The following is a 24,167-nucleotide window of genomic DNA, read 5'->3' on the forward strand; positions in this document are numbered from 1 at the left end:
CGGCCGAGGAGAAAGGGGTACGGACATGGGGCGCGGGGCGCAGTCGTTGGCGAGGGTGGCCGTGATCGTACGGGCCGGAGCCGCCCCGCTGTGGTGGCTCGGGCTGCTCGCCACGGGGATCGGCGCGCTGGTGCCCGGTTTCACCGGCCGCCGGATCGGGCTGCTGGCCGGGGTCGCGCTGTTCCTGGTCACCGCCGTCGTCGTGGCGCTCGTACGGGGGCGGCGGTACGCGGCACTGGCCGCCGGAGCCACCCGCGCCGGGCGCTCCGACTTCCTCCAGGACCGCGCCGTGACCGTACGGGCCTGGCGGCGCGGCCACCGGTGGTGGCTGCTCGCGGCGTTCGTCCTGGCGGTGGCGAGCGCGTTCCTGCTGCCCGGGGCGGGCGGGATGACGCTGGCCGGGGCGGGCGCCGGACTCTGGCTCAAGGCCGTACGGATCGGGCGGCGCGAGCACGCGGACGACGTCCTGTACTGGGTGCCCGCCGACGGGGCGGGGCGCGGGCGGCCCGCGGGCAAGCGGGTCGCGGGCTACCGGACGACCGGGCCGATGGCGGGCGACGCCGCGCCCGGCGGGGCGCGGCGCACCCGCTGATCCCGCGCCCTACGGCCGGGACGGGTACGGCCGGGGCGGCTGTGGGGGCAGCTGCCGGGGCGAGGGCGCGGACGGTGCGGCGGGGGCCGGGCATCCGGAGGGCGCCGGAGGGGCGGCGCGGCGCTCGGGGGCGTCGATCAACGCGCCGATCCGGGCGGCCGCCCGGCGGCCCTCGGCGCGGAGGCGGTCGATGTCGATCCGGTCCTCGGCGAACAGGGTGAGCACGGCCGATTCCCCCGCGGTGTACGCGGCCAGACAGCCGGACTCGCCGCGCACCAGGAACTCGCCGAAACCGCCCCGGTCGGCCGCTTCCGTCATCCGGACCGCGACACCGAGGGCGCTCGCGGTCAGCGCGGCAACCGTCTCGGGCTCTATCTCGGGGGCGTCGTGGGCCAGTACGAGACCGTCGGTACCGGCGACCAGGGAACCGGACACGAGCGGTAACCCGGCACGTAATCTGCGGAGTTCGGCCAGCACGTCGTCCGGCCCGGACTCGGGTGTCGGCGGCTGCTTCGCCCCGGCGCGCAGCCTGAGTGCTCGGATCACAGAAGCCTCCCATGGGGTACGAACCGGTCCGGGAGGATGCCCGAGGACGGGCGACGGGCAAAGCCCTTCCCGGTACCGGGGGTTCGGTGTGACCACGAGGCTACGCATCGTGCACCCCTCGGAAGAGGATTCGGGCAAATTCCACCGGCACATGCACCGGGGCACAGGTGTGCGCCGAGGGCGCGCGCCGGAGCCGAGGGGGCGACCCCGTGCGCGGGGCGGACGGGGACACAGACTCCGTGCGACGGTGCGCGACTGTTGACTACAACTATTCATGACCCCAGGATGTGAATGGAGAGATTACAGTCGCGAGGAGGCATCCCCATGTCAGGACCCCGCCCCGTACGGGCACCGCGCGGTACGGAACTGAGTGCCCTGGGGTGGCAGCAGGAGGCCGCCCTGCGCATGCTCCAGAACAACCTGGACCCCGAGGTCGCCGAGCACCCCGACAAGCTCGTCGTCTACGGCGGCACCGGCAAGGCGGCCCGCGACTGGCGCTCCTTCGACGCGATGGTGCGCACGCTGCGGACGCTCAAGCAGGACGAGACGATGCTCGTCCAGTCCGGCCGCCCGGTCGGCGTCATGCAGACCCACGAGTGGGCGCCGCGCGTCCTGATCGCCAACTCCAACCTGGTCGGCGACTGGGCCAACTGGGAGGAGTTCCGCCGCCTGGAGGCGCTCGGGCTCACCATGTACGGCCAGATGACCGCCGGTTCGTGGATCTACATCGGCACCCAGGGCATCCTCCAGGGCACGTACGAGACCTTCTCCGCCGTCGCCGCGAAGAAGTTCGGCGGGACGCTGGCCGGCACCATCACCCTGACCGCCGGGCTCGGCGGCATGGGCGGCGCGCAGCCGCTCGCCGTGACCATGAACGACGGCGTCGCGATCTGCGTCGACTGCGACCCGCGCGCCATCGAGCGCCGGATCGAGCACCGCTACCTCGATGTGCGCGCCGACTCCCTGGAGCACGCGCTCCAGCTCGCCACCGAGGCCCGGGACGCCCGCCGCCCGCTCTCCATCGGCCTGCTCGGCAACGCGGCGGAACTGCTGCCCCGGATGCTCGCCGAGGGCGCCCCGATCGACATCGTCACCGACCAGACCAGCGCGCACGACCCGCTGTCCTACCTCCCGCTCGGCGTCGACTTCGACGACATGGCGGCGTACGCCGCCAAGGACCCGGCCGGTTTCACCACCCGCGCCCGGGAGTCGATGGCCCGGCACGTCGAGGCGATGGTCGGCTTCGTGGACGCCGGGGCCGAGGTCTTCGACTACGGCAACTCCATCCGCGGCGAGGCCCAACTCGCCGGATACGGCAGGGCCTTCGACTTCCCCGGCTTCGTACCCGCCTACATCCGGCCGCTGTTCTGCGAGGGCAAGGGCCCGTTCCGCTGGGCCGCCCTGTCCGGCGAGGCGTCCGACATCCACAAGACCGACCGGGCGATCCTCGACCTCTTCCCGGAGAACGAGTCGCTGCACCGCTGGATCAGGATGGCCGGCGAGCGGGTCCACTTCCAGGGGCTGCCCGCCCGGATCTGCTGGCTCGGCTACGGGGAGCGCGACCGGGCCGGCGAGCGCTTCAACGACATGGTGGCCGGCGGCGAGCTGGCCGCACCGCTGGCCATCGGCCGCGACCACCTGGACTGCGGCTCCGTGGCCTCCCCGTACCGGGAGACCGAGGCCATGCTCGACGGGTCCGACGCGATCGCCGACTGGCCGCTGCTCAACGCCATGGTCAACGTGGCCTCCGGGGCCTCCTGGGTCTCCCTCCACCACGGCGGCGGCGTCGGCATGGGCCGCTCCATCCACGCCGGACAGGTCACCGTCGCCGACGGCACACCGCTCGCGGGCGAGAAGATCCGCCGGGTGCTCACCAACGACCCGGGCATGGGCGTCATCCGGCACGTCGACGCCGGGTACGACAGCGCGGAGGCGGTCGCCGCCGACAAGGGCGTACGGGTGCCGATGGCGGAGGACGGCCAGTGAGCCGGCCCCCCGGGGCCGGTGCGGGCGGGCGGGGCGGGGCCGGCGCGCCGCCGTCCCCCGAGCCGTCCGCCCGCGCCTGGGCGCCCCCGTCGTTCCAGGAGATGTGGCGGGAGCTGGCACCGATCGGCCGGAACCGGGACAGCGGAGGCTACCGCCGCTACGCCTGGACCGGCGCCGACACCGACTGCCGCGCCTGGTTCCGCGCCCAGGCCGAGACGCGCGGACTCGTCTGCGAGACGGACCGGAACGGCAACCAGTGGGCCTGGCTCGGCGACCCCCTCGCCGGGGACGTCGTCGTCACCGGATCGCACCTCGACTCCGTACCGGACGGCGGCGCCTTCGACGGCCCGCTCGGCGTGGTCTCCTCCTTCGCCGCGCTCGACGAACTCCGCAGCCGGGGGGCGGAGTTCACCCGGCCGCTGGCCATCGCCAACTTCGGCGACGAGGAGGGGGCCCGCTTCGGCCTCGCCTGCGTCGGCTCCCGGCTCGCCGCCGGACAGCTGACCGTGGAAGCGGCCCACCGGCTCCGCGACGGCGACGGCACCACCCTCCCGCAGGCCATGGAGGCCGCCGGACACGACCCCGGCACCATCGGCCCGGACCCCGAACGGCTCGCCCGCATCGGCGCCTTCGTCGAACTCCACGTCGAGCAGGGGCGCGCCCTCGACCTCACCGGCGACCCGGTCGGCATCGCCTCCGCGATCTGGCCGCACGGCCGCTGGCGGTTCGACTTCCGCGGCGAGGCCAACCACGCGGGCACCACCCGCCTCGCCGACCGGCGCGACCCGATGCTCACGTACGCCGAGACCGTGCTGGCCGCCCGCCGCGAGGCGGAGCTCGCCGGGGCCCTCGCCACCTTCGGCAAGGTCGCCGTGGAGCCCAACGGCGTCAACGCCATCCCGTCCCTCGTACGCGGCTGGCTCGACTCCCGCGCCGCCGACCAGGCCGCGCTGGACGCCGTCGTCACCGGCATCGAGCGCGCCGCCCGGGACCACGCCGAGCGGGCCGGCATCGACCTCGACGTCGTGCGCGAGTCCTTCACGCCCGTCGTCGAGTTCGAACACGCCCTGCGCGACGAGATCGGCCGCGTCCTCAAGGGGCGTGGCGGCGACGCGGACGGCCGCCCGGTCCCCGTCCTGGGCACCGGCGCCGGGCACGACGCGGGTATTTTGTCCGCATCGGTCCCCACGGCCATGCTCTTCGTACGGAACCCCACCGGGATCTCGCACTCGCCCGCCGAACACGCCACCGAGGACGACTGCGCCGCCGGGGTCGCCGCACTCGCCGACGTACTGGAAGGTCTCGCGTGCAGCTGACAACGCAACCGGCGCAGACCCGGCCCGCCCGGGACACCGGCCGTCCCGCCCCCGTCACGTACTGGCTCTCCCACGCCTGGCTCTCCACCCACGTCGAGCCGGGCGTCGCCCTGGACGTCTCCGACGGGGTGATCACGGGCGTCCGCACCGGCGTTGCCACCCCGCCCCCCGGCGCCACCGCGCTGCACGGCCTCACCCTCCCCGGGCTGGCCAACACCCACTCGCACGCCTTCCACCGCGCCCTGCGCTCCACCGTCCAGGTCGGCTCCGGCACCTTCTGGACCTGGCGCGAGACCATGTACCAGGTCGCCTCCCGGCTCACCCCCGACTCCTACTACGACCTGGCCCGCGCCGTGTACGCGGAGATGGCGCTGGCGGGCATCACCGCCGTCGGCGAGTTCCACTACCTCCACCACGCTCCCGGCGGCACCCCCTACGACAACCCCAACGCCATGGGCGAGGCACTGATCGCGGCGGCGGCCGAGGCGGGCATCCGGATCACCCTGCTGGACACCGCCTACCTCTCGGCGGGCTTCGGCGACGGCCCCACCCGGTACCGCGAACCCGACCGGCACCAGCTCCGCTTCTCCGACACCACCGCCGAGGCCTGGGCCGAACGCGCCTCCCTCCTCAAGGGCGGCGACCACGCCCTGATCGGCGCGGCCGTCCACTCCGTACGCGCGGTGCCCGCCGGGCAGCTCGCGACCGTGGCCGCCTGGGCCGAGGAACGGCAGGCCCCCCTCCACGTCCACCTCTCCGAGCAGACCGCCGAGAACGAGGCATGCCTCGCCGCCCACGGCCGCACCCCCGCCCGGCTCCTCGCCGACCACGGTGTCCTCGGCCCGCGCACCACCGGCATCCACAACACCCACCTCACCCCCGAGGACATCGCGCTCATCGGCTCCACCCGGACGGGCACCTGCATGTGCCCCACCACCGAACGCGACCTCGCCGACGGGACCGGCCCCGCCGTCGCCCTCCAGCGGGCCGGATCGCCGCTCTCCCTCGGCAGCGACAGCCACGCCGTGATCGACCTCTTCGAGGAGGCGCGCGCGATGGAGCTGAACGAACGGCTGCGCACCCGGGCCCGCGGCCACTGGACGGCCGCCGCCCTGCTGCGCGCCGCGACCGCCGACGGCCACGCCGCGCTCGGCCGCCCCGAGGCGGGCGTCATCGAACCCGGGGCCCCCGCCGACCTGGCGACCGTCGCCCTGGACTCGGTCAGAACCGCGGGACCGGCACCCCGGCTCGCCGCCGAGGCGGCCGTATTCGCCGCCTCCGCCGCCGATGTACGGCACACGGTCGTGGCAGGCCGTCACCTCGTCCGCGACGGTCACCACACGCTCGTCGAGGACGTACCCGCGGCACTGGCCTCGGCCATCGCCGCACTCCACCGCTGACGCCGGACCCCCGCGAGGAGAACAGCCCCCCGATGACGACGACCGCCATCACCCACATCACCACCCTGATCACCAACGACCCCTCCCGCGACGCGGACTCCCCCCTGGGACCGATCAGGGACGCGGCCGTCGTCATCGAGGGCGACCGGGTCGTCTGGACCGGTGAATCCAGCAAAGCACCCGCCACCGACAACGCCGTCGACGCGGGCGGCCGGGCCATGATCCCCGGCTTCGTCGACTCCCACTCCCACCTGGTGTTCGCGGGCGACCGCACCGAGGAGTTCAACGCCCGGATGTCCGGCCGCCCCTACAGCGCGGGCGGCATCCGGACCACCGTCGCCGCCACCCGCGCCGCCACCGACGGGGAACTCGAAGCCAACCTCGCCCACCACCTCGCCGAGGCGCTGCGCCAGGGCACCACCACCTTCGAGACCAAGTCCGGCTACGGGCTCACCGTCGAGGACGAGGCCCGCGCCCTGCGCATCGCCGCCCGCCACACCGAGGAGGTCACCTACCTCGGCGCCCACGTCGTCCCCCCGGAGTACGCCGACGACCCGGCCGGCTACGTCGACCTGGTCACCGGGAAGATGCTCGACGCCTGCGCCCCGCACGCCCGTTGGGTGGACGTCTTCTGCGAGCGGGGCGCCTTCGACGGAGACCAGGCCCGCGCGATCCTCACCGCCGGCATGGCGAGGGGCCTGCACCCCCGCGTCCACGCCAACCAGCTCGGCCACGGCCCCGGCGTCCAGCTCGCCGTGGAGCTCGGCGCCGCCTCCGCCGACCACTGCACCCATCTCACCGACGCCGACATCGACGCCCTGGCCCAGGGCGGCACCGTCGCCACCCTGCTCCCCGGCGCCGAGTTCTCCACCCGCGCCGCCTGGCCGGACGCCCGCCGCCTGCTCGACGCGGGGGCCACCGTCGCCCTCTCCACGGACTGCAACCCGGGCTCGTCGTTCACCTCCTCCGTACCCTTCTGCATCGCCCTCGCCGTACGGGACATGGGCATGACCCCGGACGAGGCCCTCTGGTCCGCCACCGCGGGTGGCGCCGCGGCCCTGCGCCGTACGGACATCGGCCGCATCGCCCCCGGCGCCCGCGCCGACCTGGTTCTCCTGGACGCGCCCAGCCACGTCCACCTGGCCTACCGGCCGGGCGTCCCGCTGGTCCACGCCGTCTGGCGGAGCGGCGCACGCGTCGTCTGACCGCACACCGCAGCACGGACCGGGAGTGACCCGGGCATGCGCGAGGGCCCGCCCCGGCAGCAGTCGCCGTGGGGCGGGCCCTCGCGCAGTTCGGTGTCGTGCGCGCCCGTTCACTCCTCCAGGGTCAGCCCCTTGCGGAGCCGTACCAGCGTGCGGGAGAGCAGCCGGGAGACGTGCATCTGCGAGATGCCCAGCTCCTCGCCGATCTCCGACTGCGTCATGTTGGCGACGAACCGGAGGGAGAGGATGCGGCGCTCGCGCTGCGGCAGACACGCGATCATCGGCTTCAGGGACTCCACGTACTCGATGCCTTCGAGCCCGTGGTCCTCGTAGCCGATCCGGTCCGCCAGCGTGCCCTCGTGATCGTCCTCCTCGGGCTTGGCGTCCAGCGAGCTCGCGGTGTACGCGTTGCTCGCGGCCATGCCCTCGACCACTTCGTCGTGCGTGATGCCGAGGCGGTCGGCGAGCTCGCCCACGGTGGGGGAGCGGTCCAGTCGCTGGGCGAGCTCGTCGCCCGCCTTGGCCAGGTCGAGCCGGAGTTCCTGGAGCCGGCGCGGAACGCGCACGGACCAACTGGTGTCGCGGAAGAAGCGCTTGATCTCGCCGACGATGGTCGGCATCGCGAAGGTGGGGAATTCCACCCCGCGACTGAGTTCGAATCGGTCGATCGCCTTGATCAGGCCGATCGTGCCGACCTGGACGATGTCCTCCATCGGTTCGCTGCGGGAGCGGAACCGGGAGGCGGCGAACCTGACCAGGGCCAGGTTCAGTTCGACGAGCGTGTTGCGGACGTACGCGTACTCGTGGGTGCCCTCTTCGAGGGATTCCAGCCGGGCGAAGAGCGTCTTGGACAACGCCCTGGCGTCCAGCGGATCGACCTCGTCGAACGGCGGGATCTCGGGAAGTCCTTCGAGGCCGGCTCCGGCGGCGGAAGGATCCGCGGCGAGGACGTCCGTGGCGGGGGAGTCCGCCTGGGCCGGTTCCTGAGGACATGCTGACGTCGCGTGGTGGGGACGCGTTCCGTCGAGCCGGGGTGACATGGGTCTCCTCCATCGTTCTCGGCATATGGCTGCCGATGCCCATACGTGTGCCTGCGGTGAAGCGGCGCCTCCGAAGCCGGTCGTGTCGGGTGGTGTTCTCTACCCTTACCCGGTTCGGACAGACAGTTACAAGCGCCAATTGAGACGTTATGCCCGGTTTGTTGGTGTCGTCCGGTATCGCATGGCACACAGATCGCGCGTGGACCGCGTAATCTTTCAAGAACGTCAGAGGCAGCACATCCACGTCATCCGCACGCCCGCGCACGCGGTGATTCCGCGCGGTGACGATCGACGAAGAGGGGCGGCATGGACCGCGGGACGGTCGGCAGTGCGAATCGGGGTCGACTTCAGGTCGGGGTCCGGACCGAAGGGCGCAGTGAGGTCGTCACGCCCGTGGGTGAGCTGGACCACCACACGGCCGACCTGCTGCGCGAGCCCCTGGAGCGCGCGGTCGAGCAGGGCCGGGCACGCCTGGTGGTGGACTGCTCGGGGCTCGAATTCTGCGACTCCACCGGGCTGAACGTGCTGCTCGGTGCCCGCCTGAAGGCGGAGGCGGCCGGGGGAGGGGTCCATCTGGCCGGGATGCTGCCGGTGGTGGCGCGGGTCTTCGAGATCACCGGCGCCGAGGCGGTCTTCACCGTCCACGACTCCCTGGAAGCGGCGCTGGAGACGTGACCGCGGCGCGCGACCGGCGTGCGGGGGCCGGGGCGCGCGGCCGCGCACGCGGAGCGGTCCCGGGCGCCCCGGGTGTTGCCCGCGTCACGCGATCCGCACGGACGAAGTGGGTGTTGTCACGATTCGGCCGGGCAGAAGACATCCGGCAGGGCCAAGGACGACCCGAACGCTCCGCATCCGTATCCGTACTCGTACCCGTGTCCGTACTCGCATTCGTAACCACATGTGTGATCGCAACTGGAACCGTCCGGAACCGTCGGACGGTTGTGGCGGCGACAAGGTGAATCGGTGAGGTGAAGCGCTGATGAGCACCACCCGGCAGCATCCGCCGGGCGACCTCGGCCGGGAGCCGCAGGACGCCGACGCGGACGAGGGCGCCGCCGCACCCGCGTCCGGTCCGGACGGGCGGCAGTGGCACACCCTGGCGTTGCGCGGTGTCCCCGGGGTCGTACCGGCCGCCCGGGACTTCGCCCGCCAGGCGCTGCACGAATGGGGCTGGCTCCCCGCCTCCGGCGCCGACGCCCGCGCCGCCGCCGAGGACGTCCTGCTGGTCGTCTCCGAGCTGGTCACCAACGCCTGCCTGCATGCCGAGGGGCCGGACGAGATCCGGATCGCCCGCACGGCGAAGGTGCTGCGGGTGGAGGTCGTCGACGGGGGTGCCGGGCAGCCCGCGCCCCGTACGCCGCACCGCGCCGGACGCCCCGGCGGCCACGGCATGTTCATCGTGCAGCGGCTCTGCCTGGACTGGGGCGTGCTGCGGGTGCCCGGCAGGCCCGGCAAGACCGTCTGGGCGGAGCTGCCCGCGCCCGCGTAGGGCGCCCGTCCAGGGCCTTTCACCACACTTCGAGGAGCGCGCCGGATCGGCGCGCTCTTTGTCTTCCCTCCACAAGGTGCCGGGCGTACCTTGAGCGCCCGATCTGATATGTCGTCAGGAAATCGCGTCGGTGGAAACCGGCGTGCGACGACCTCCGGCACGAGGGGAACTCAGGTGTCCTACCAGAAGCGAACAGCTCTCGCGCTGGCGTCCGCGCTGGCGGGCACGGTGGTGCTGATGGCCGCGCCCGCCGCCCACGCCACGGTCGTGGACGTCGACTACAAGTGCAAGACCCCGATCGGCGACAAGCAGGCCGTGTCGCCCATCGACATCAAGGCCGTCAAGAGCGGCGGGGGCTACCGGCTCACGATGTCCTTCCAGAAGGGCGTCTCCTCCAGCCCGATCGAACTGGGCAAGGGCGCCATGAACCCCAGCGCGGTCATCAAGGTGGGCGGCGCCGACTCGGGCCAGGTCCAGGTCTCCGGCCCGTCGAACTCCGCCGCGATACCCGCCAACACCCCCATCAAGATCAGCGACCTGTCCGGTACGTACACCCCGAGGAAGAGCGGCAAGGTCGACTTCACCGCCGGCGTCCTCACCATCAAGGCGATCGGTACGACGACGACCTGCACCCCGGCCAACAACCCCGGCCCCGCACTTCAGTTGGACGTCACGGCGGCCTCCGGCGGCGCACCGCAGAGCACCTCGGGCGACGGCGGGGGGCAGCTCCCGAAGACCGGTCCGCTCGACTCGGCGGTGGCCCTCGGCACGCTCGGCGGCACGGTACTGCTGGCCGGTGCGGCCGGAGTGCTCTGGCTGACCCGGCGCGGCCAGGGCGCCGAGGCCCGCTGAGACACGGCCCCGCACCGATCCGCCGGACACGCCCAGGGAGCCGCCCATGCCGTCGCCGCCAGGTCACGCCACCCGACTCGCCCTCGCCGTGGCGCTGTGCGCCCTCGCGCTCGTCCTCGCCCCGGCCACCGGGGCGTCGGCCGCCGACACGTGGACGGTGCGGCCCGGGGTGTCCGGCTCCGGCGCGGGCGGCCGACCGTACGTCTATCTGGAGGGCCCGCCCGGGGCCGTGCTCCACGACCGGCTCTCCGTCACCAACCCGGGCCGGTCGCCGGTCACCGTACGGCTGAGCGGTTCGGGGCTCGGGGGGCGGCTGCGGACGGCCGCCGCCGAGGTGACCGTCCCGGCCCGCACCCGGGCCGACGTGCCGTTCACCGTGACGGTGCCGACGACGGCTCCGCCCGGCGACCACCCGGGCGCGATCGCGGTGCGCGGCGGCGGCCGCGCGGTGGACGTACGGGTCCGGCTGCGGGTCGCCGGGCCGACGCTGGCCGCGCTCACCGTGGAGGACGTCGCCGTGTCCGGGCGGCTCATCCACTACACGCTGGTCAACCGGGGCAACGCGGTCCTCGCCCCGAGGCTCGCCGTCCGCGCCGACGGGGTGCTCGGGCCGCTGCTCCGGCGTCCGGCCCGGGACCTTCCGGTACGGGTACGGCCCGGCGGGCGGGTCCGGCTCACCGAGCCGTGGCGGGAGCGCCCCGCGTTCGACTCGGCGACCGTACGGCTGGCGGTCGGCGCGGCGGGCGGGGCGCACGACGAGGCGACGGTCCGGGCGGTCTCCGTCCCATGGGCGCCGCTGACCGCCGGCGCGCTGCTGGCCCTGACCGGCGCGGGCGCGGGCGCGTACGCCCTGCGTCGGAGGCGGGCGCGCGGCCGGCGGCCGGACTGCGGGGAACGGCGGCGGCCGGACGGCGAGCAATCGCCGCCGGTCGGTGAGGAATTGCGGCCGGACGGCGAGGAATCGCGGCCGGTCGGCCGGGAGCACTCCAGGAGCAGGCACGTGGCGAAGGCGGGAGCGGAATCGTGACTGGACAGGCCGGACCGGCAGCACCCCGCGGCGGCGGCCCCCGCCGGGCCGCGGCCCCGTGCCCCGCGCTGCTCATGGCCCTGCTGACCGTACTGCTGGCCGCCCTGCCCGTACTCCCGGTGGCGGGGGGCATGAGCACGGCGGGCGCCGCCGACGCCGCCCCCGCCGTCTCCCTCTCCACGCAGCAGGCGGGCAAGGGCGGCACGATCACCGTGAAGGGCGGCGGCTGGCGCCCCAAGGCCCTGCTCATCATGCTGATCTGCGGCCGCTCCACGACCGACCGGGGCGTGATCGGCGGCACCAACTCCTGCGCCAACGCCGAGGGCCAAGCCGTCACCACCGACGGCCGGGGCGCCTTCCGGAAGAAGCTCCCGGTGGCCGAACCACCGGTGCCCTGCCCGTGCGTGGTGCACGTCGCGACCGTCACCGGCGCGTCCGCCACCGCCGACGCCGCGTTCGTCGTCGCCGGGCATCCGATCGCCCCGCTGCCGAAGGAGGGCACCGGCGGCCGGCTGGCGGTGCTCGCCACGCCCCGGCTGGCGGGCGACGGCGGAGTCCTCACCTGGTTCGGCGCCCCGCCGGCCCGGCGGCTGGTCCTCACCGTGGGCAACCTGGGCTCCTCGCCGGTCGAGGACCCGGTCTTCGAGATCGGCACCGCGCACGGCGTCTTCGCCCCGCAGTGGGAGGAACGGCAGTGGCGTGGCACCGTCCGGCCCGGCGGCAAGGCCCACGTCGAACTCCCGGTCGAGCTGACGGCGGGGGCGCACGGCGACTACCAGGTGTCGTTGCGGTACGGCGGAAAGGTGCTGGCCGAGCAGCCCTGGGGGGTCGGGCGGCCCTGGGGCGTCACGCTCTTCTGGGTGCTGCTGTGCCTGGTGGTGCCGGCCGCCGTGTTCCGGATCGGCATGGCGGTCGTCGACAAGGTACGGCCCCGCTCCGCACGCCCCGCGCGGCGCGCCCCGAAGCCCGCCTCCAAACCCGCCTCGAAGCGCCGCGCCGGTCGGGGCACCGGGCGTCGAGGCACCCCCGACAGACCCACCGGACCCACCGGACCCGACGGGCCCGACGGGACCACCGGCTCCCCGGTCACCACCACGGCCGCGCTGCCGTGGTTCACACCCGATTCCGCACCGTCAGAGAACAGACCGACGACGAAGGGACATTCGTGAGGACGCAACGGACGCAACGCAGGACCGTCGCGGCCGGGGTCGCGATGATGCTCGGCGGCGCGGGCATCCTGCTGGTCGCGAGTCCGGCCCAGGCCGCCGACGTCTCGTACGCCACGGAGTGCATTCCGCCGCCCATCTCGGGGCTGCCGCCCGTGGAGGGCACCACCCAGGTGCAGCTGACCGCGCCCGCCGAGGCGAAGGTCGGGGACACCGTGGAGGTGGTCTGGAAGACGGTCCAGGGCGCTTCCAAGAACCCCGGCATGATCGACCTCCAGCAGGACACGGTCAAAACGACCGGCACCGTGAAGGTCGGCGGCGCCGCGACCGGCACCCTTCAGCTGGAGGGCGAGCGGAAGAACCCGCCGATCCCGAAGAACAGCGACATGGTGCTGTCCGACATGAAGGGCTCGCTCAAGCTGGAGAAGGCCGGCGAGATCACGCTGACGCCGGACGCGTACAACATCAACGTTTCCAAGCCGATCTCCACCGACACCAAGTGCACCCCGAAGGAGACCGTCCAGCCGGGCGCGACCATCAAGGTCACCGAGGGCGGCGGCTCCACGGCCGGCGGTACGACGACCGGCTCCACCACGGCGGGCGGCACGACCTCCGGCTCCACCACGTCCGGCGGTACGACGGCGTCGGGGGGCACCACGTCGGGCTCCACCACCTCGGGAGGCACCACCTCCGGAGGCAGTGATTCCGGCGGCTCCACCTCCGGCGGCGGCGGTGGCCAGACCGACTTCCCGGGCAAGGAGGTCGCGGTCCACTTCGCCTGCACCTCCCCGGGACCGGCCGACATCGGCTCCAAGGTGACGATCAACGCGAAGAAGAGCGGCGGGAGCTACGCCCTCACGGTCAAGACGGCCAAGGGTGTGATGGACAGCCCGGCCGACCTGCCCGCCGGCGCGCTCAAGCCGTCCATGGACGTCGCCCTCGGCGGCGCCGACAAGGGCTCGGTGAAGGTCACCGGACCCGCCAACGCCGAACCGCTGAAGCTGGGCAAGCCGGTCGACCTGGCCGACATGACCGGTACGTACAAGCCCGGCGCGTCCGGCAAGTCCACCCTCAGCCCCGGCACCCTCACGATCGACGTGAACCTGGGCGGCCAGAAGCTCAGCATCCCGTGCAAGGTGAAGGGCTCGGCGCCCACGTCGCTGACGCTCGACACCGCGGCCCAGGAGGGCGGCGCCACCGGCTCCGCCACCACGGGCTCCTCCGGCGCGGCCGGTTCCGCGGCGGGCGGCACGGCCTCCGGCGGCGGGCTGGCGGCCACCGGGGCCGAGAACACCGGCACCCTGCGCGCCCTCGGCCTGGTCGCGGGCACCGCGATCCTGCTCGGCGGCGCGGTCTTCACCTTCACCCCGTGGCGCAGGCTGCGCGCCACCCGGTGACGGCCCGGCGCCCGTAGCCGCGTGGGCCAGGTGCTCCGGAAACACCGCGGGGCCCGCCGCACCGTCGGAACCGAGACGGTGCGGCGGGCCCCGCGTACGCGAGGGGCGCGGGTCAGCGCACGTCGCCCATGAGGGCGCTGACCTTCCTGCGGTACATCCAGATCGCGAACGCGGCGAGCACCGCGAGCCCCGCCTCGAAGGCCACGATCCCGGTCTTGTCCAGGTTCACCCCGGCCAGCGAGAGCAGGCTGGTGGTGCAGTCGCCCGCGGTCACCGCGAGGAACCAGACGCCCATCATCTGGCTGCCGTACTTCGCCGGGGCCATCTTCGTGGTGACCGAGAGGCCGACCGGGGAGAGGCAGAGCTCACCGACGGTCTGCAGGAAGTAGATCGACACCAGCCACATCGGGCTGACCTTCTCGCCGTCCGAGGCCATCGTCAGCGGCAGCATGAAGACGAAGAAGGAGACACCGACCAGGAAGAGGCCCGAGCCGAACTTGACGACCGTGCTCGGCTCCTTGCCGCGCCGGTTCAGCGCCAGCCATATCCAGGCGACGACCGGGGCCAGCGCCATGATGAAGACCGGGTTGATCGTCTGGTACCAGGAGGTCGGGAAGTCCAGCCCCAGCACGCTGTTGGTGGTGGAGGACTCGCCGAACAGCGACAGCGTGGAGCCGCCCTGGTCGTAGATCATCCAGAACACGGCGGCCGCGACGAAGAACCAGATGTAGCCGGACATCTTCGACTGCTCGGTCTTCGACAGGTCGCGGTCGCGCTTGATCCGCGCCAGCACCATGACCGGGATCACCAGACCGGCGACGGTGATCGGGACCAGCGCCCAGTTCAGCGTGTAGAGGTCGGCGGCGACGACCGCGCCGTAGAAGACGACCGCGACGGCCAGCCAGATCAGGCCCTTGCGCAGGGTGGAGCGGCGCTCCTGGTCCGACAGCGGCTTCGGTACGACGCTGCTGCGCGGGCTGAGGTGGCGGGTGCCGATCAGGAACTGGGCCAGACCCAGCGCCATCCCGAACGCGGCTATGGCGAAGCCGAGGTGCCAGTTCACCTTCTCGCCGACGGTGCCGATGACCAGCGGCGCGGCGAAGGCACCGAGGTTGATGCCCATGTAGAAGACGGTGAAGCCACCGTCGCGGCGCGGGTCGTCCGGGCCCTTGTAGAGGTGGCCGACCATCGTCGAGATGTTGGCCTTCAGCAGCCCCGAGCCGAGCGCGACCAGCGCCAGACCGGCGAAGAACGTGCCGGTGCCGGGCAGCGCGAGGGTCAGGTGCCCCAGCATGATGATCGACGCCGAGACGGTGACCGTCCTGCGCGGCCCCCAGACCCGGTCGCCGAACCAGCCGCCGGGCATGGCGAGCAGGTACACCATCGCCATGTAGATGGAGTAGATCGAGGTGGCTGTGGCCGCGTTCATGTGCAGGCCGGATCCGGAGACCAGGTACAGCGGAAGCAGGGCCCTCATGCCGTAGAAGCTGAAGCGCTCCCACATCTCGGTCATGAAGAGAGTGGCCAGGCCGCGGGGGTGGCCGAAGAAGGTCTTCTCGGCACCGGAGGTACTGGCCGGGTCCTTCGTCAGGCTGGACGCCATGGTCGATCCTTGTGTGCTCGGGACGCGACGCCGGTGAGCGTGGTGCGCCCGGTGGGGGGAGGCCGGCACCGGCGCGTGCCGGTCCCGCCCCTCACGCCCGGAAGGGGAAGCCGTCCCTTTTCCGTCCGGCACCGTGGGGGAGCCGCCCGGAAGGGGACGAGGACCGACCGCGCCGGGATCCACGCCCGGCACGCTTCCTCGCGTTCCGGGCCCGGCCACAGGTCATTCACTGAAAGTCGCGACTGGTGGGTACCAGCCGGTCAACAAAAGAGACCCTCGGCGCTAAAAGCTGCCCAAGGGTCCTTGAGTCGTGCAACAGGCGTCAAGCAACCATACGGCACGACAGAGCCCCATTTGAAAGGACTTGAGAGATGGATCACAGGTGGAAAGGGAACCGCGGTCGCACATTCGAAGGTGCCGACCCGCCTGATGCGCAGACCCGCAGGGCTTCTGGATCACCTCCCGGCGGCGACCCCGCGCGGACTACCATCAGTCCATGACCCGTGTACTGCTCGCCGAGGACGACGCATCCATCTCGGAGCCACTGGCCCGCGCCCTCCGCCGGGAGGGATACGAGGTCGAGGTCCGCGAGGACGGCCCGACCGCGCTCGACGCCGGCCTCCAGGGCGGGATCGACCTGGTCGTGCTCGACCTGGGGCTCCCCGGGATGGACGGACTGGAAGTGGCCCGCAGGCTCCGCGCCGAGGGACACGCCGTACCGATCCTGGTACTGACCGCCCGGGCCGACGAGGTCGACACCGTCGTCGGTCTCGACGCCGGCGCCGACGACTACGTCACCAAGCCCTTCCGCCTCGCCGAGCTGCTCGCCCGCGTCCGGGCCCTGCTCCGCCGCGGCGCCGCCGAGCCCGCGCCGCAGCCCGCCACGCACGGCGTCCGGATCGACGTCGAGTCGCACCGCGCCTGGATGGGCGAGGAGGAACTCCAGCTCACCGCCAAGGAGTTCGACCTGCTGCGGGTCCTGGTCCGCGACGCCGGCCGGGTCGTCACCCGCGACCAGCTCATGCGCGAGGTCTGGGACACCACCTGGTGGTCGTCGACCAAGACGCTCGACATGCACATCTCCTGGCTCCGCAAGAAGCTCGGCGACGACGCCGCCAACCCCCGCTACATCGCGACCGTGCGCGGCGTCGGCTTCCGCTTCGAGAAGAGCTGACGCCCGACACCCCAGGGGCGAACACCGAGGACGGAAACGTCGAGGACGGAAGCACCCAGCACCATGCGCCGCAGACTGATCAACTCCACGCTCGCCGTGGTGCTCGTGGTGATCGGCGTCTTCGGCGTCTCCCTCGTCATCGTCGAGACCCGCACCATCAGCAACAGCGCCCAGGAGAGCGTCGACTCCGAGGCGCTGCGGCTGATCAGCGTCGTCGAGAGCCGGATCCTGGAGGACGAGAAGGTCACCTCGGCACTCCTGTCCCAGCAGATCGACCACAAGCGCTACGCCCTGGTCGAGATCCCCGGCCGGGCCCCCATCGAGCTCGGCAAGCAGCCGTCCGGCAACGTGATCAGCAGCACGGCCGAGGGGGAGCGCGGCGAGAAGGTCACCGTCGAGGAGTCCAGCTCGGCGGTCACCCGTGAGGTCGGCCGCACGCTGCTGATCATCGGTGCGGTGGCGCTGCTGGCCATCGTCTCCGCCGTCCTCCTGGCCGTACGCCAGGCCAACCGGCTCACCTCGCCGCTGACCGACCTGGCCGAGACCGCCGAACGGCTCGGCTCGGGCGACCCCCGCCCGCGCCACAAGCGGTACGGGGTGCCGGAGCTGGACCGGGTCGCCGACGTCCTGGACGCCTCCGCCGAGCGGATCGCCCGGATGCTGACCGCCGAGCGCCGCCTCGCCGCCGACGCCTCGCACCAGCTCCGCACCCCGCTCACCGCGCTCTCCATGCGGATCGAGGAGATCTCCGTCACCGACGACCCGGAGACGGTCAAGGAAGAGGCGAACATCGCCCTCACCCAGGTCGAGCGGCTCACCGACGTCGTCGAGCGGCTGCTCACCAACGCCCGCGACCCCCGTACCGGCTCCGCCGTCGTCTTCGACCTCGACGAGGTCGTGAAGCAGCAGATCGAGGAGTGGCGCCCGGCCTACCGCAGCGCGGGCCGCGCCATCGTCCGCTCCGGCAAGCAGGGACTCCAGGCCGTCGGCACCCCGGGCGCCGTCGCCCAGGTGCTGGCCGCGCTGATCGAGAACTCCCTCATGCACGGCGGCGGCACGGTCGCCCTGCGCACCCGGGTCACCGGCAACCAGGCGGTCATCGAGGTCACCGACGAGGGCCCCGGCGTCCCCGCCGACCTGGGCGCCCGGATCTTCGAGCGGACGATCAGCGGCCGCAACTCCACCGGAATCGGCCTCGCCGTGGCCCGGGACCTCGCCGAGGCGGACGGCGGCCGCCTCGAACTGCTCCAGCCGAAGCCCGCGGTCTTCGCCCTCTTCCTCAGCCGGACCGCCCTGAACCGGCAGGAGCCGGACCGCCCGGTGCGCTGAGCCCCCGCCCGCCCCGGACCTACCGGCGCGCGGCGGGCGCCGCCGCGGACTCCTCGGCGGGAGCCTCCACGGGGACGGGCAGGGCCTTGAAGACCCACGTCCGGTAGGACCAGAAACGGAACAGGGTCGCCACCCCGATCCCGAGGACCTTGAAGACGTTGCTCTGGACCGGGGTGTCCCACCCGAAGCCGTACGTCGCCACGTACAGCACACCGGTCTCGATGACCGCTCCCACCGCGCTGAACAGCAGGAACAGCGTCAGCTCCCGGGTCCGGCCGCTCTTGTCGCGGTCCCGGTAGGTCCAGTAACGGAAGCCGATGTAGTTGCCGAGGATCGCGACGAAGGTGGCCAGCAGACCGGCCCGCACCGTCGGGATCGGGGTGTAGCGCCAGAGCAGGTTGGACACCACGATGTTGACGACCAGGCCGACCCCTCCGACCACGCCGAACTTGGCGACCTCCCGGGCCAGTAGCTCCAGCCGCGCCCGCAGTCCGCCCCGCTCGCCCATGGTGATCGCTCGCCCGTCCGTCGTGTGTGCCCGCCGTGTACATGCGTCGACTCCGTCAACCCGGTCATGCTAGAGCCTGTCCGGAAGGGGGACGGAGGGTGTCGTCCGGAGCCCGCGGAGGCGGCGGATACCCTGGAGGAGTGACGTTTCCGGTAGTCGGCATGGTCGGCGGCGGTCAGCTCGCCCGTATGACCCACGAGGCGGGCATCCCCCTCGGCATCAAGTTCAAGCTCCTCAGTGACACCCCCCAGGACTCGGCGGCCCAGGTGGTGAGCGAAGTCGTCGTGGGCGACTATCGCGACCTGGACACGCTGCGCGCCTTCGCGCGCGGCTGCGACGTGATCACCTTCGATCACGAGCACGTGCCCACCGAGCACCTGCGGGCCCTGGAGGCGGACGGCATCCCCGTACGCCCCGGCCCCGACGCGCTGGTGCACGCCCAGGACAAGGGGGTGATGCGCGCGAAGCTCACCGAGATCGGCGCGCCCTGCCCCCGCCACCGCATCGTGGAGGACTCGGCCGACGTGGCCGCCTTCGCCGAGGAGGCCGGCGGCTTCCCCGTGATCCTCAAGACGGTCCGCGGCGGCTACGACGGCAAGGGCGTCTGGGTGGTCCGCTCCGAGGCCGACGCGGCCGAGCCCTTCCGGGCCGGGGTCGCGGTCCTCGCGGAGGAGAAGGTCGACTTCGTACGGGAGCTGGCGGCCAACATCGTCCGCTCGCCGCACGGCCAGGCCGTCGCCTACCCGGTCGTCGAGTCCATCCAGGTCGACGGTGTCTGCGACACGGTCATCGCCCCCGCCCCCGACCTGGACGAGACCCTGGCCGGCGAGGCCCAGCGGCTGGCCCTGCGGATCGCCGCCGAGCTGGGCGTCGTCGGTCACCTCGCGGTGGAGCTCTTCGAGACCCGTGACGGCCGCATCCTCGTCAACGAGCTGGCCATGCGCCCGCACAACTCCGGCCACTGGACCCAGGACGGCGCGGTCACCTCGCAGTTCGCCAACCACGTCCGCGCCGTGCTCGACCTGCCGCTGGGCGACCCCCGCCCGCGCGCCCCCTGGACGGTCATGTGCAACGTCCTCGGCGGCGACTACCCGGACATGTACCAGGGCTACCTGCACTGCATGGCCCGCGACCCGCGGCTCAAGATCCACATGTACGGAAAGGACGTGAAGCCCGGCCGCAAGGTCGGACACGTCAACACCTACGGCGACGACCTGGCGGACGTGCGGGAGCGCGCCCGGCACGCGGCCGACTACCTGCGAGGAACGATCACCGAATGACCTCCCCCGCGCCGCTCGTCGGCATCGTCATGGGCTCCGACTCCGACTGGCCCGTCATGGAAGCGGCGGCCAAGGCCCTCGACGAGTTCGAGATCCGCTACGAGGTCGACGTCGTCTCCGCCCACCGCATGCCGCACGAGATGATCGCGTACGGCGAGCACGCGGCGGACCGCGGCCTCAAGGCGATCATCGCGGGCGCGGGCGGCGCCGCCCACCTGCCGGGCATGCTCGCCTCCGTCACCCCGCTGCCGGTCATCGGTGTGCCGGTCCCGCTGAAGTACCTGGACGGCATGGACAGCCTGCTCTCCATCGTGCAGATGCCCGCCGGCGTCCCGGTCGCGACCGTCTCGGTCGGCGGCGCGCGCAACGCGGGCCTGCTCGCCGCCCGCATCCTCGCCGCCCACGACGGCGAGCTGCTGGCCCGGATGCGGGAGTTCCAGCAGGAGCTGAACGACCAGGCGACGGAGAAGGGCAAGCGCCTGCGCAACAAGGTCAAGGGCGCCGACGCCTTCGGCTTCGGCAAGTAGACGCGAGCGAGGGGGAGAACCGGTGGAGCAGCACGTGGAGCGGGCGAGGGAACTCCTCGCCGAGTACCCCGTCGTCGACGGGCACAACGACCTGCCGTGGGCGCTGCGCGAACAGGTCGGCTACGACCTCGACGCCCGCGACATCGCCGACGACCAGTCCGCCCACCTGCACACCGACATCCCCCGGCTACGCGCCGGCGGCGTCGGCGCCCAGTTCTGGTCGGTCTACGTACGGACCGACATGGCGGGCGACGAGGCCGTCAGCGCCACCCTGGAACAGGTCGACGTCGTCACCGAGCTGCTCGCCCGGTACCCCGCCGACCTGCGGCGCGCGCTGACCGCCGACGACATGGAGGCGGCCCGCGCCGAGGGCCGCATCGCCTCCCTGATGGGCGCCGAGGGCGGCCACTCCATCAACAACTCGCTGGGCACCCTGCGCGGCCTGCACGCGCTGGGCGTCCGCTACATGACGCTCACCCACAACGACAACATCGCGTGGGCGGACTCGGCGACCGACGAACCGGGCGTCGGCGGCCTCTCGCCCTTCGGCCACGAGGTCGTCCGCGAGATGAACCGCACCGGCATGCTGGTCGACCTCTCCCACGTGGCGGCCTCCACGATGCGCGACGCGCTGGACACCTCCGTCGCGCCGGTGATCTTCTCGCACTCCTCCTCGCGCGCCGTCTGCGACCACCCGCGCAACATCCCCGACGACGTCCTCGGCCGGCTCCCCGGCAACGGGGGCATCGCCATGGCCACCTTCGTCCCGAAGTTCGTCCTGCCGGCGGCCGTCGCCTGGACGCTGGCCGCCGACGAGAACCTCCGCGCCCACGGGCTGCACCACCTCGACACCACCGCACGGGCCATGGAGATCCACGCCGCCTTCGAGGCGGCCCACCCGCGCCCGGTGGCCACCGTGGCGACCATCGCCGACCACCTCGACCACATGCGCGAGGTCGCGGGCATCGACCACATCGGCATCGGCGGCGACTACGACGGCACCGCCTTCCTCCCCGACGGCCTCGGGGACGTCGCCGGATACCCGAACCTGATCGCGGAACTCCTCCGCCGCGGCTGGTCCGCCGACGACCTGGCCAAGCTCACCTGGCGCAACGCCGTACGGGTGCTGCGCGACGCGGAGGACGTCGCCCGCGACCTGCGCACCCGCCGCGGCCCCTCGCACGCCACGATCGAGCAGCTCGACCGCTGAACGGACGGGGCGCCCCACCGGGGCGCCCCGAACCCGTCCCCTACCCGGCGCAGAGGCAGAACGGGTGCCCCGCCGGGTCCGCGTACACCCGGAACGTCCGCTCCCGGTCCGCCGCGTCCAGCACGGTCGCACCCAGCGCCAGCGCCTCCTTCTCCGCCGCGTCCAGATCCGCCACGGTCAGGTCCAGATGGGACTGCTGCGAGGCGTCCGGGCGCGGCCACTCCGGCGGTACGAAACCGGGCGCGGCCTGGAAGGCGATCACCGTGGAGCCGGCCCCGGTCAGCTCCACCCAGTCCTCCCCGCCGGGCACGATCTCCCCGCCCAGCAGCCCCGCGTAGAACCTGGCGAGCGCGATCGGATCCGGACAGTCCAGAACAACAGAACCCAGTGCGGCCACAGCCATGACACAGCCCTCCCTCGGAAACGTGGTTACCGCTACATCGGCTTAACCGGTAACCGTTACTGCATGCTGCCGCACCAGAGGTAACGTCGCAACATGATTGAGAAGGAACATGAGTGAGAAGGACACCGCGCCCGGCCCGCTCGCGCTGATCGAGTCCCTGGTCAACACCCTGGACGTCGAGACGGGCGCGGACACGCTCGACACGGCGGACGGCCGCGCCGCCTTCGGCCTCACCGAGGCCGAGGTCCCGGACGCCCGCGCCCTGCGCGAGGCGCTCCGTACCGCCTGCCTGGCCCACGCGGGCCACCGCCCGCCGCAGGACGCCGGTTCCCCGCTGGACCGGCTGCTCGCCGAGGCGCCGCTACGGGTCACCGTGGACGCGGCCGGCGTCGCCGCGCTGCGCCCCGTCACCGAACCGGCCGGGCTGACCGCCCGGGTCGCCTCGGCCATCGCCGCCGCGGCGGCCGACGGCACCTGGGCCCGGCTCAAGGCGTGCGAGGCCGACGACTGCCGGTGGGCGTACTACGACCGCAGTCCGGCGGGGCGCCGCCGCTGGTGCTCGATGGCGGTGTGCGGCGCCCGCGCCAAGATGCGCACCTACCGCGCGAAGCGCGGCTGAGCGAAACGGGGCGGCCGGCCGGATCAGGCCGTCGGGCGCCCCATGGCCCGGAACGTCCAGCCGGCCGCGCGCCACCGCTCGCCGTCCAGCGCGTTCCGCCCGTCCAGGACGATCCGGTGCGCCACGGCCTCACCGAGCTGCGCCGGGTCCAGCTCGCGGAACTCCCGCCACTCCGTCAGGTGCAGCACCACATCGGCGCCGCGCACCGCGTCCAGCGCCGTCTCCGCGTACCCCAGGGTCGGGAAGAGGAGCCGGGCGTTGTCCATGCCCTTGGGGTCGAAGACGGTGACCTGGCCGCCCTGCAGCTGGATCTGCCCCGCCACGTTCAGCGCCGGCGAGTCCCGTACGTCGTCCGAGTCCGGCTTGAACGTCGCGCCGAGCACGGCCACCCGCTTGCCGAGGAACGAGCCGCCGCCCACGGCCTCCCGGGCCAGCTCCACCATGTGGCCGCGGCGCCGCATGTTGACCGAGTCGACCTCCCGGAGGAAGGTCAGCGCCTGGTCCACGCCCAGCTCACCGGCGCGCGCCATGAACGCCCGGATGTCCTTCGGCAGGCAGCCGCCGCCGAAGCCGATCCCGGCCCGCAGGAACTTCGAGCCGATCCGCTCGTCGTGGCCGATCGCCTCGGCCAGCTTCACCACGTCGCCGTCGGTGGCCTCGCAGACCTCGGCCATGGCGTTGATGAACGAGATCTTCGTGGCCAGGAAGGAGTTGGCCGCCGTCTTCACCAGCTCGGAGGTCGGGAAGTCCGTCACCACGAACGGCGCGCCCTCGGTGATCGGCGTCGCGTACACCTCGCGCAGCAGCTTCTCGGCCCGCTCGCTCCGTACGCCGACGACGATCCGGTCCGGGTGCAGGGTGTCCTGCACGGCGAAGCCCTCGCGCAGGAACTCCGGGTTCCAGGCCAGCTCCGCGTCGGCGCCCGCCGGGGCCAGCTCCGCCAGCCGGTCGGCCAGCCGGGCCGCCGAGCCCACCGGAACGGTCGACTTCCCGACGACCAGGGTGGGCCGGGTCAGGTGCGGGGCCAGCGACTCGAACGCGGAGTCGACGTAGCTCATGTCGCAGGCGTACTCGCCGTGCCGCTGCGGAGTGTTCACGCAGACGAAGTGCACATCGCCGAACTCGGCCACCTCCTCCCAGGAGGTGGTGAACCGCAGCCGCCCGGTGGAGCCCTCGATGCCCGCGACGTGCTTGCGCAGCAACTCGTCCAGGCCCGGTTCGTACATCGGGCCCCGGCCGGCGCTCAGCGTCTCGATCTTCTCGGGCACGACATCGAGGCCGAGCACGTCGAACCCCAGCTCCGCCATGGCCGCGGCGTGGGTGGCGCCGAGGTAGCCGGTGCCGATCACAGTGATCCTGAGGGCCATGAAGTGCTCCTGGAAGATGCGGACAGACATGCGGTGAACGAGCATAGTCCTGCTTCCGAAGGCCCGGATTCCGGCCGCCCGTACGGTCGCGCCGCCCTTCTGGACCCCTGTCGTGAAGCTCACGCGGCCTT

Annotated in this window: 23 protein-coding genes; 17 read left to right on the forward strand and 6 right to left on the reverse strand. The window is 72.8% G+C overall.

Translation table 11 applies throughout. The features are described 5' to 3' along the window. Positions 1 to 25 precede the first annotated feature (25 nt). Positions 26 to 592, forward strand: a complete 567-nt coding sequence (locus tag ACF08W_RS06460; RefSeq protein ID WP_392278607.1) for a hypothetical protein — start codon at positions 26 to 28, stop codon at positions 590 to 592. A 9-nt stretch (positions 593 to 601) separates the two neighbouring features. Here ACF08W_RS06460 and ACF08W_RS06465 read toward each other — a convergent pair whose 3' ends face one another. Beyond that, a complete protein-coding gene (locus ACF08W_RS06465) occupies positions 602 to 1,138 on the reverse strand; it encodes a roadblock/LC7 domain-containing protein (protein WP_385206559.1) in 537 nt (178 codons plus the stop codon). 324 nt (positions 1,139 to 1,462) lie between these two features. Here ACF08W_RS06465 and hutU point away from each other — a divergent pair, with 324 nt between their 5' ends. The 4 genes from hutU (at position 1,463) to hutI (ending at position 7,045) form a co-directional block, all read left to right on the forward strand. Beyond that, on the forward strand, positions 1,463 to 3,124 hold the full coding sequence (gene hutU / locus ACF08W_RS06470) for a urocanate hydratase (protein ID WP_392278608.1): 1,662 nt from the start codon (positions 1,463 to 1,465) through the stop codon (positions 3,122 to 3,124). A 101-nt stretch (positions 3,125 to 3,225) separates the two neighbouring features. Beyond that, positions 3,226 to 4,440 carry an allantoate amidohydrolase gene (locus ACF08W_RS06475; protein WP_392278654.1) on the forward strand — a complete coding sequence of 405 codons (1,215 nt, stop codon included), beginning with the start codon at positions 3,226 to 3,228 and terminating at the stop codon, positions 4,438 to 4,440. Then, positions 4,431 to 5,840 (forward strand): formimidoylglutamate deiminase, encoded by a 1,410-nt coding sequence (locus ACF08W_RS06480; RefSeq protein ID WP_385206553.1) that lies wholly within the window; start codon positions 4,431 to 4,433, stop codon positions 5,838 to 5,840. Before ACF08W_RS06475 ends, ACF08W_RS06480 begins: the two co-directional genes overlap by 10 nt. A gap of 32 nt (positions 5,841 to 5,872) precedes the next feature. Then, the gene (gene hutI / locus ACF08W_RS06485) at positions 5,873 to 7,045 is read left to right on the forward strand and encodes an imidazolonepropionase (protein ID WP_392278609.1); all 1,173 of its coding nucleotides are present in this window, start codon (positions 5,873 to 5,875) and stop codon (positions 7,043 to 7,045) included. 110 nt (positions 7,046 to 7,155) lie between these two features. Here the strand turns inward: hutI and ACF08W_RS06490 are convergent, their stop codons facing one another. Continuing rightward, entirely contained in the window at positions 7,156 to 8,085 is a 930-nt protein-coding gene (locus tag ACF08W_RS06490; protein WP_352276991.1) for an RNA polymerase sigma factor SigF, read from the reverse strand. Positions 8,086 to 8,391: 306 nt separating this feature from the next. Between ACF08W_RS06490 and ACF08W_RS06495 the strand changes: the two genes are divergently transcribed. From ACF08W_RS06495 to ACF08W_RS06520, 6 genes are all read left to right on the forward strand, one after another. Beyond that, complete coding sequence (locus ACF08W_RS06495) at positions 8,392 to 8,760, forward strand: STAS domain-containing protein (protein WP_385206548.1); 369 nt, start codon at positions 8,392 to 8,394, stop codon at positions 8,758 to 8,760. A 304-nt stretch (positions 8,761 to 9,064) separates the two neighbouring features. Continuing rightward, positions 9,065 to 9,574 (forward strand): ATP-binding protein, encoded by a 510-nt coding sequence (locus ACF08W_RS06500; RefSeq protein WP_392278610.1) that lies wholly within the window; start codon positions 9,065 to 9,067, stop codon positions 9,572 to 9,574. A 174-nt stretch (positions 9,575 to 9,748) separates the two neighbouring features. Continuing rightward, entirely contained in the window at positions 9,749 to 10,426 is a 678-nt protein-coding gene (locus tag ACF08W_RS06505; RefSeq protein WP_352276996.1) for a peptidase, read from the forward strand. A gap of 46 nt (positions 10,427 to 10,472) precedes the next feature. Then, a complete protein-coding gene (locus ACF08W_RS06510; protein WP_392278611.1) occupies positions 10,473 to 11,453 on the forward strand; it encodes a hypothetical protein in 981 nt (326 codons plus the stop codon). After that, on the forward strand, positions 11,450 to 12,622 hold the full coding sequence (locus ACF08W_RS06515; protein WP_392278612.1) for a hypothetical protein: 1,173 nt from the start codon (positions 11,450 to 11,452) through the stop codon (positions 12,620 to 12,622). The genes ACF08W_RS06510 and ACF08W_RS06515 overlap by 4 nt, the downstream gene beginning before the upstream one ends. Before the next feature lie 44 nt (positions 12,623 to 12,666). Beyond that, complete coding sequence (locus ACF08W_RS06520) at positions 12,667 to 14,016, forward strand: hypothetical protein (protein WP_392278655.1); 1,350 nt, start codon at positions 12,667 to 12,669, stop codon at positions 14,014 to 14,016. A gap of 112 nt (positions 14,017 to 14,128) precedes the next feature. Here the strand turns inward: ACF08W_RS06520 and ACF08W_RS06525 are convergent, their stop codons facing one another. Continuing rightward, on the reverse strand, positions 14,129 to 15,619 hold the full coding sequence (locus tag ACF08W_RS06525; RefSeq protein ID WP_385206540.1) for a peptide MFS transporter: 1,491 nt from the start codon (positions 15,617 to 15,619) through the stop codon (positions 14,129 to 14,131). A gap of 496 nt (positions 15,620 to 16,115) precedes the next feature. On the opposite strand from ACF08W_RS06525, the gene ACF08W_RS06530 reads away from it, so the two are divergent. Together ACF08W_RS06530 and ACF08W_RS06535 are read left to right on the forward strand one after the other, a co-directional pair. Then, positions 16,116 to 16,793: a response regulator transcription factor gene (locus ACF08W_RS06530; RefSeq protein WP_352277000.1), complete on the forward strand. Its 678-nt coding sequence runs from the start codon at positions 16,116 to 16,118 to the stop codon at positions 16,791 to 16,793. Positions 16,794 to 16,856: 63 nt separating this feature from the next. Then, complete coding sequence (locus ACF08W_RS06535) at positions 16,857 to 18,122, forward strand: ATP-binding protein (RefSeq protein ID WP_352277001.1); 1,266 nt, start codon at positions 16,857 to 16,859, stop codon at positions 18,120 to 18,122. 19 nt (positions 18,123 to 18,141) lie between these two features. On the opposite strand, the gene ACF08W_RS06540 is transcribed toward ACF08W_RS06535, so the two are convergent. Then, the gene (locus ACF08W_RS06540) at positions 18,142 to 18,630 is read right to left on the reverse strand and encodes a GtrA family protein (protein ID WP_385206537.1); all 489 of its coding nucleotides are present in this window, start codon (positions 18,628 to 18,630) and stop codon (positions 18,142 to 18,144) included. Positions 18,631 to 18,770: 140 nt separating this feature from the next. On the opposite strand from ACF08W_RS06540, the gene ACF08W_RS06545 reads away from it, so the two are divergent. The 3 genes from ACF08W_RS06545 to ACF08W_RS06555 are packed head-to-tail and all read left to right on the forward strand — an operon-like array spanning position 18,771 to position 21,647. Beyond that, positions 18,771 to 19,910, forward strand: coding sequence for a 5-(carboxyamino)imidazole ribonucleotide synthase (locus ACF08W_RS06545; protein ID WP_392278613.1), 1,140 nt, complete (start codon positions 18,771 to 18,773; stop codon positions 19,908 to 19,910). Further along, positions 19,907 to 20,437, forward strand: coding sequence for a 5-(carboxyamino)imidazole ribonucleotide mutase (purE, locus tag ACF08W_RS06550; RefSeq protein WP_352277006.1), 531 nt, complete (start codon positions 19,907 to 19,909; stop codon positions 20,435 to 20,437). Before ACF08W_RS06545 ends, purE begins: the two co-directional genes overlap by 4 nt. Positions 20,438 to 20,459: 22 nt before the next feature. Then, positions 20,460 to 21,647, forward strand: a complete 1,188-nt coding sequence (locus ACF08W_RS06555) for a dipeptidase (RefSeq protein ID WP_385206531.1) — start codon at positions 20,460 to 20,462, stop codon at positions 21,645 to 21,647. Between the two features lie 40 nt (positions 21,648 to 21,687). On the opposite strand, the gene ACF08W_RS06560 is transcribed toward ACF08W_RS06555, so the two are convergent. Continuing rightward, on the reverse strand, positions 21,688 to 22,050 hold the full coding sequence (locus tag ACF08W_RS06560) for a VOC family protein (protein WP_352277008.1): 363 nt from the start codon (positions 22,048 to 22,050) through the stop codon (positions 21,688 to 21,690). A 109-nt stretch (positions 22,051 to 22,159) separates the two neighbouring features. Between ACF08W_RS06560 and ACF08W_RS06565 the strand changes: the two genes are divergently transcribed. Then, a complete protein-coding gene (locus ACF08W_RS06565; protein ID WP_392278614.1) occupies positions 22,160 to 22,669 on the forward strand; it encodes a CGNR zinc finger domain-containing protein in 510 nt (169 codons plus the stop codon). A gap of 23 nt (positions 22,670 to 22,692) precedes the next feature. On the opposite strand, the gene ACF08W_RS06570 is transcribed toward ACF08W_RS06565, so the two are convergent. Then, positions 22,693 to 24,036, reverse strand: coding sequence for a UDP-glucose dehydrogenase family protein (locus tag ACF08W_RS06570; RefSeq protein WP_385207574.1), 1,344 nt, complete (start codon positions 24,034 to 24,036; stop codon positions 22,693 to 22,695). Between the last annotated feature and the right edge of the window lie 131 nt (positions 24,037 to 24,167).

This window comes from Streptomyces sp. NPDC015144 (genome assembly GCF_043079735.1).
Classification (GTDB): domain Bacteria; phylum Actinomycetota; class Actinomycetes; order Streptomycetales; family Streptomycetaceae; genus Streptomyces.

Bases quoted from the DNA above. Each gene is read 5' to 3' on its own strand.
- ACF08W_RS06460 (WP_392278607.1), top strand. From the start codon at position 26: ATGGGGCGCGGGGCGCAGTCGTTGGCGAGGGTGGCCGTGATCGTACGG.
- hutU (WP_392278608.1), top strand. From the start codon at position 1,463: ATGTCAGGACCCCGCCCCGTACGGGCACCGCGCGGTACGGAACTGAGT.
- ACF08W_RS06475 (WP_392278654.1), top strand. From the start codon at position 3,226: ATGTGGCGGGAGCTGGCACCGATCGGCCGGAACCGGGACAGCGGAGGC.
- hutI (WP_392278609.1), top strand. From the start codon at position 5,873: ATGACGACGACCGCCATCACCCACATCACCACCCTGATCACCAACGAC.
- ACF08W_RS06490 (WP_352276991.1), bottom strand. From the start codon at position 8,085: ATGTCACCCCGGCTCGACGGAACGCGTCCCCACCACGCGACGTCAGCA.
- ACF08W_RS06495 (WP_385206548.1), top strand. From the start codon at position 8,392: ATGGACCGCGGGACGGTCGGCAGTGCGAATCGGGGTCGACTTCAGGTC.
- ACF08W_RS06500 (WP_392278610.1), top strand. From the start codon at position 9,065: ATGAGCACCACCCGGCAGCATCCGCCGGGCGACCTCGGCCGGGAGCCG.
- ACF08W_RS06510 (WP_392278611.1), top strand. From the start codon at position 10,473: ATGCCGTCGCCGCCAGGTCACGCCACCCGACTCGCCCTCGCCGTGGCG.
- ACF08W_RS06520 (WP_392278655.1), top strand. From the start codon at position 12,667: ATGATGCTCGGCGGCGCGGGCATCCTGCTGGTCGCGAGTCCGGCCCAG.
- ACF08W_RS06525 (WP_385206540.1), bottom strand. From the start codon at position 15,619: ATGGCGTCCAGCCTGACGAAGGACCCGGCCAGTACCTCCGGTGCCGAG.
- ACF08W_RS06530 (WP_352277000.1), top strand. From the start codon at position 16,116: ATGACCCGTGTACTGCTCGCCGAGGACGACGCATCCATCTCGGAGCCA.
- ACF08W_RS06535 (WP_352277001.1), top strand. From the start codon at position 16,857: ATGCGCCGCAGACTGATCAACTCCACGCTCGCCGTGGTGCTCGTGGTG.
- ACF08W_RS06540 (WP_385206537.1), bottom strand. From the start codon at position 18,630: ATGGGCGAGCGGGGCGGACTGCGGGCGCGGCTGGAGCTACTGGCCCGG.
- purE (WP_352277006.1), top strand. From the start codon at position 19,907: ATGACCTCCCCCGCGCCGCTCGTCGGCATCGTCATGGGCTCCGACTCC.
- ACF08W_RS06560 (WP_352277008.1), bottom strand. From the start codon at position 22,050: ATGGCTGTGGCCGCACTGGGTTCTGTTGTTCTGGACTGTCCGGATCCG.
- ACF08W_RS06565 (WP_392278614.1), top strand. From the start codon at position 22,160: ATGAGTGAGAAGGACACCGCGCCCGGCCCGCTCGCGCTGATCGAGTCC.
- ACF08W_RS06570 (WP_385207574.1), bottom strand. From the start codon at position 24,036: ATGGCCCTCAGGATCACTGTGATCGGCACCGGCTACCTCGGCGCCACC.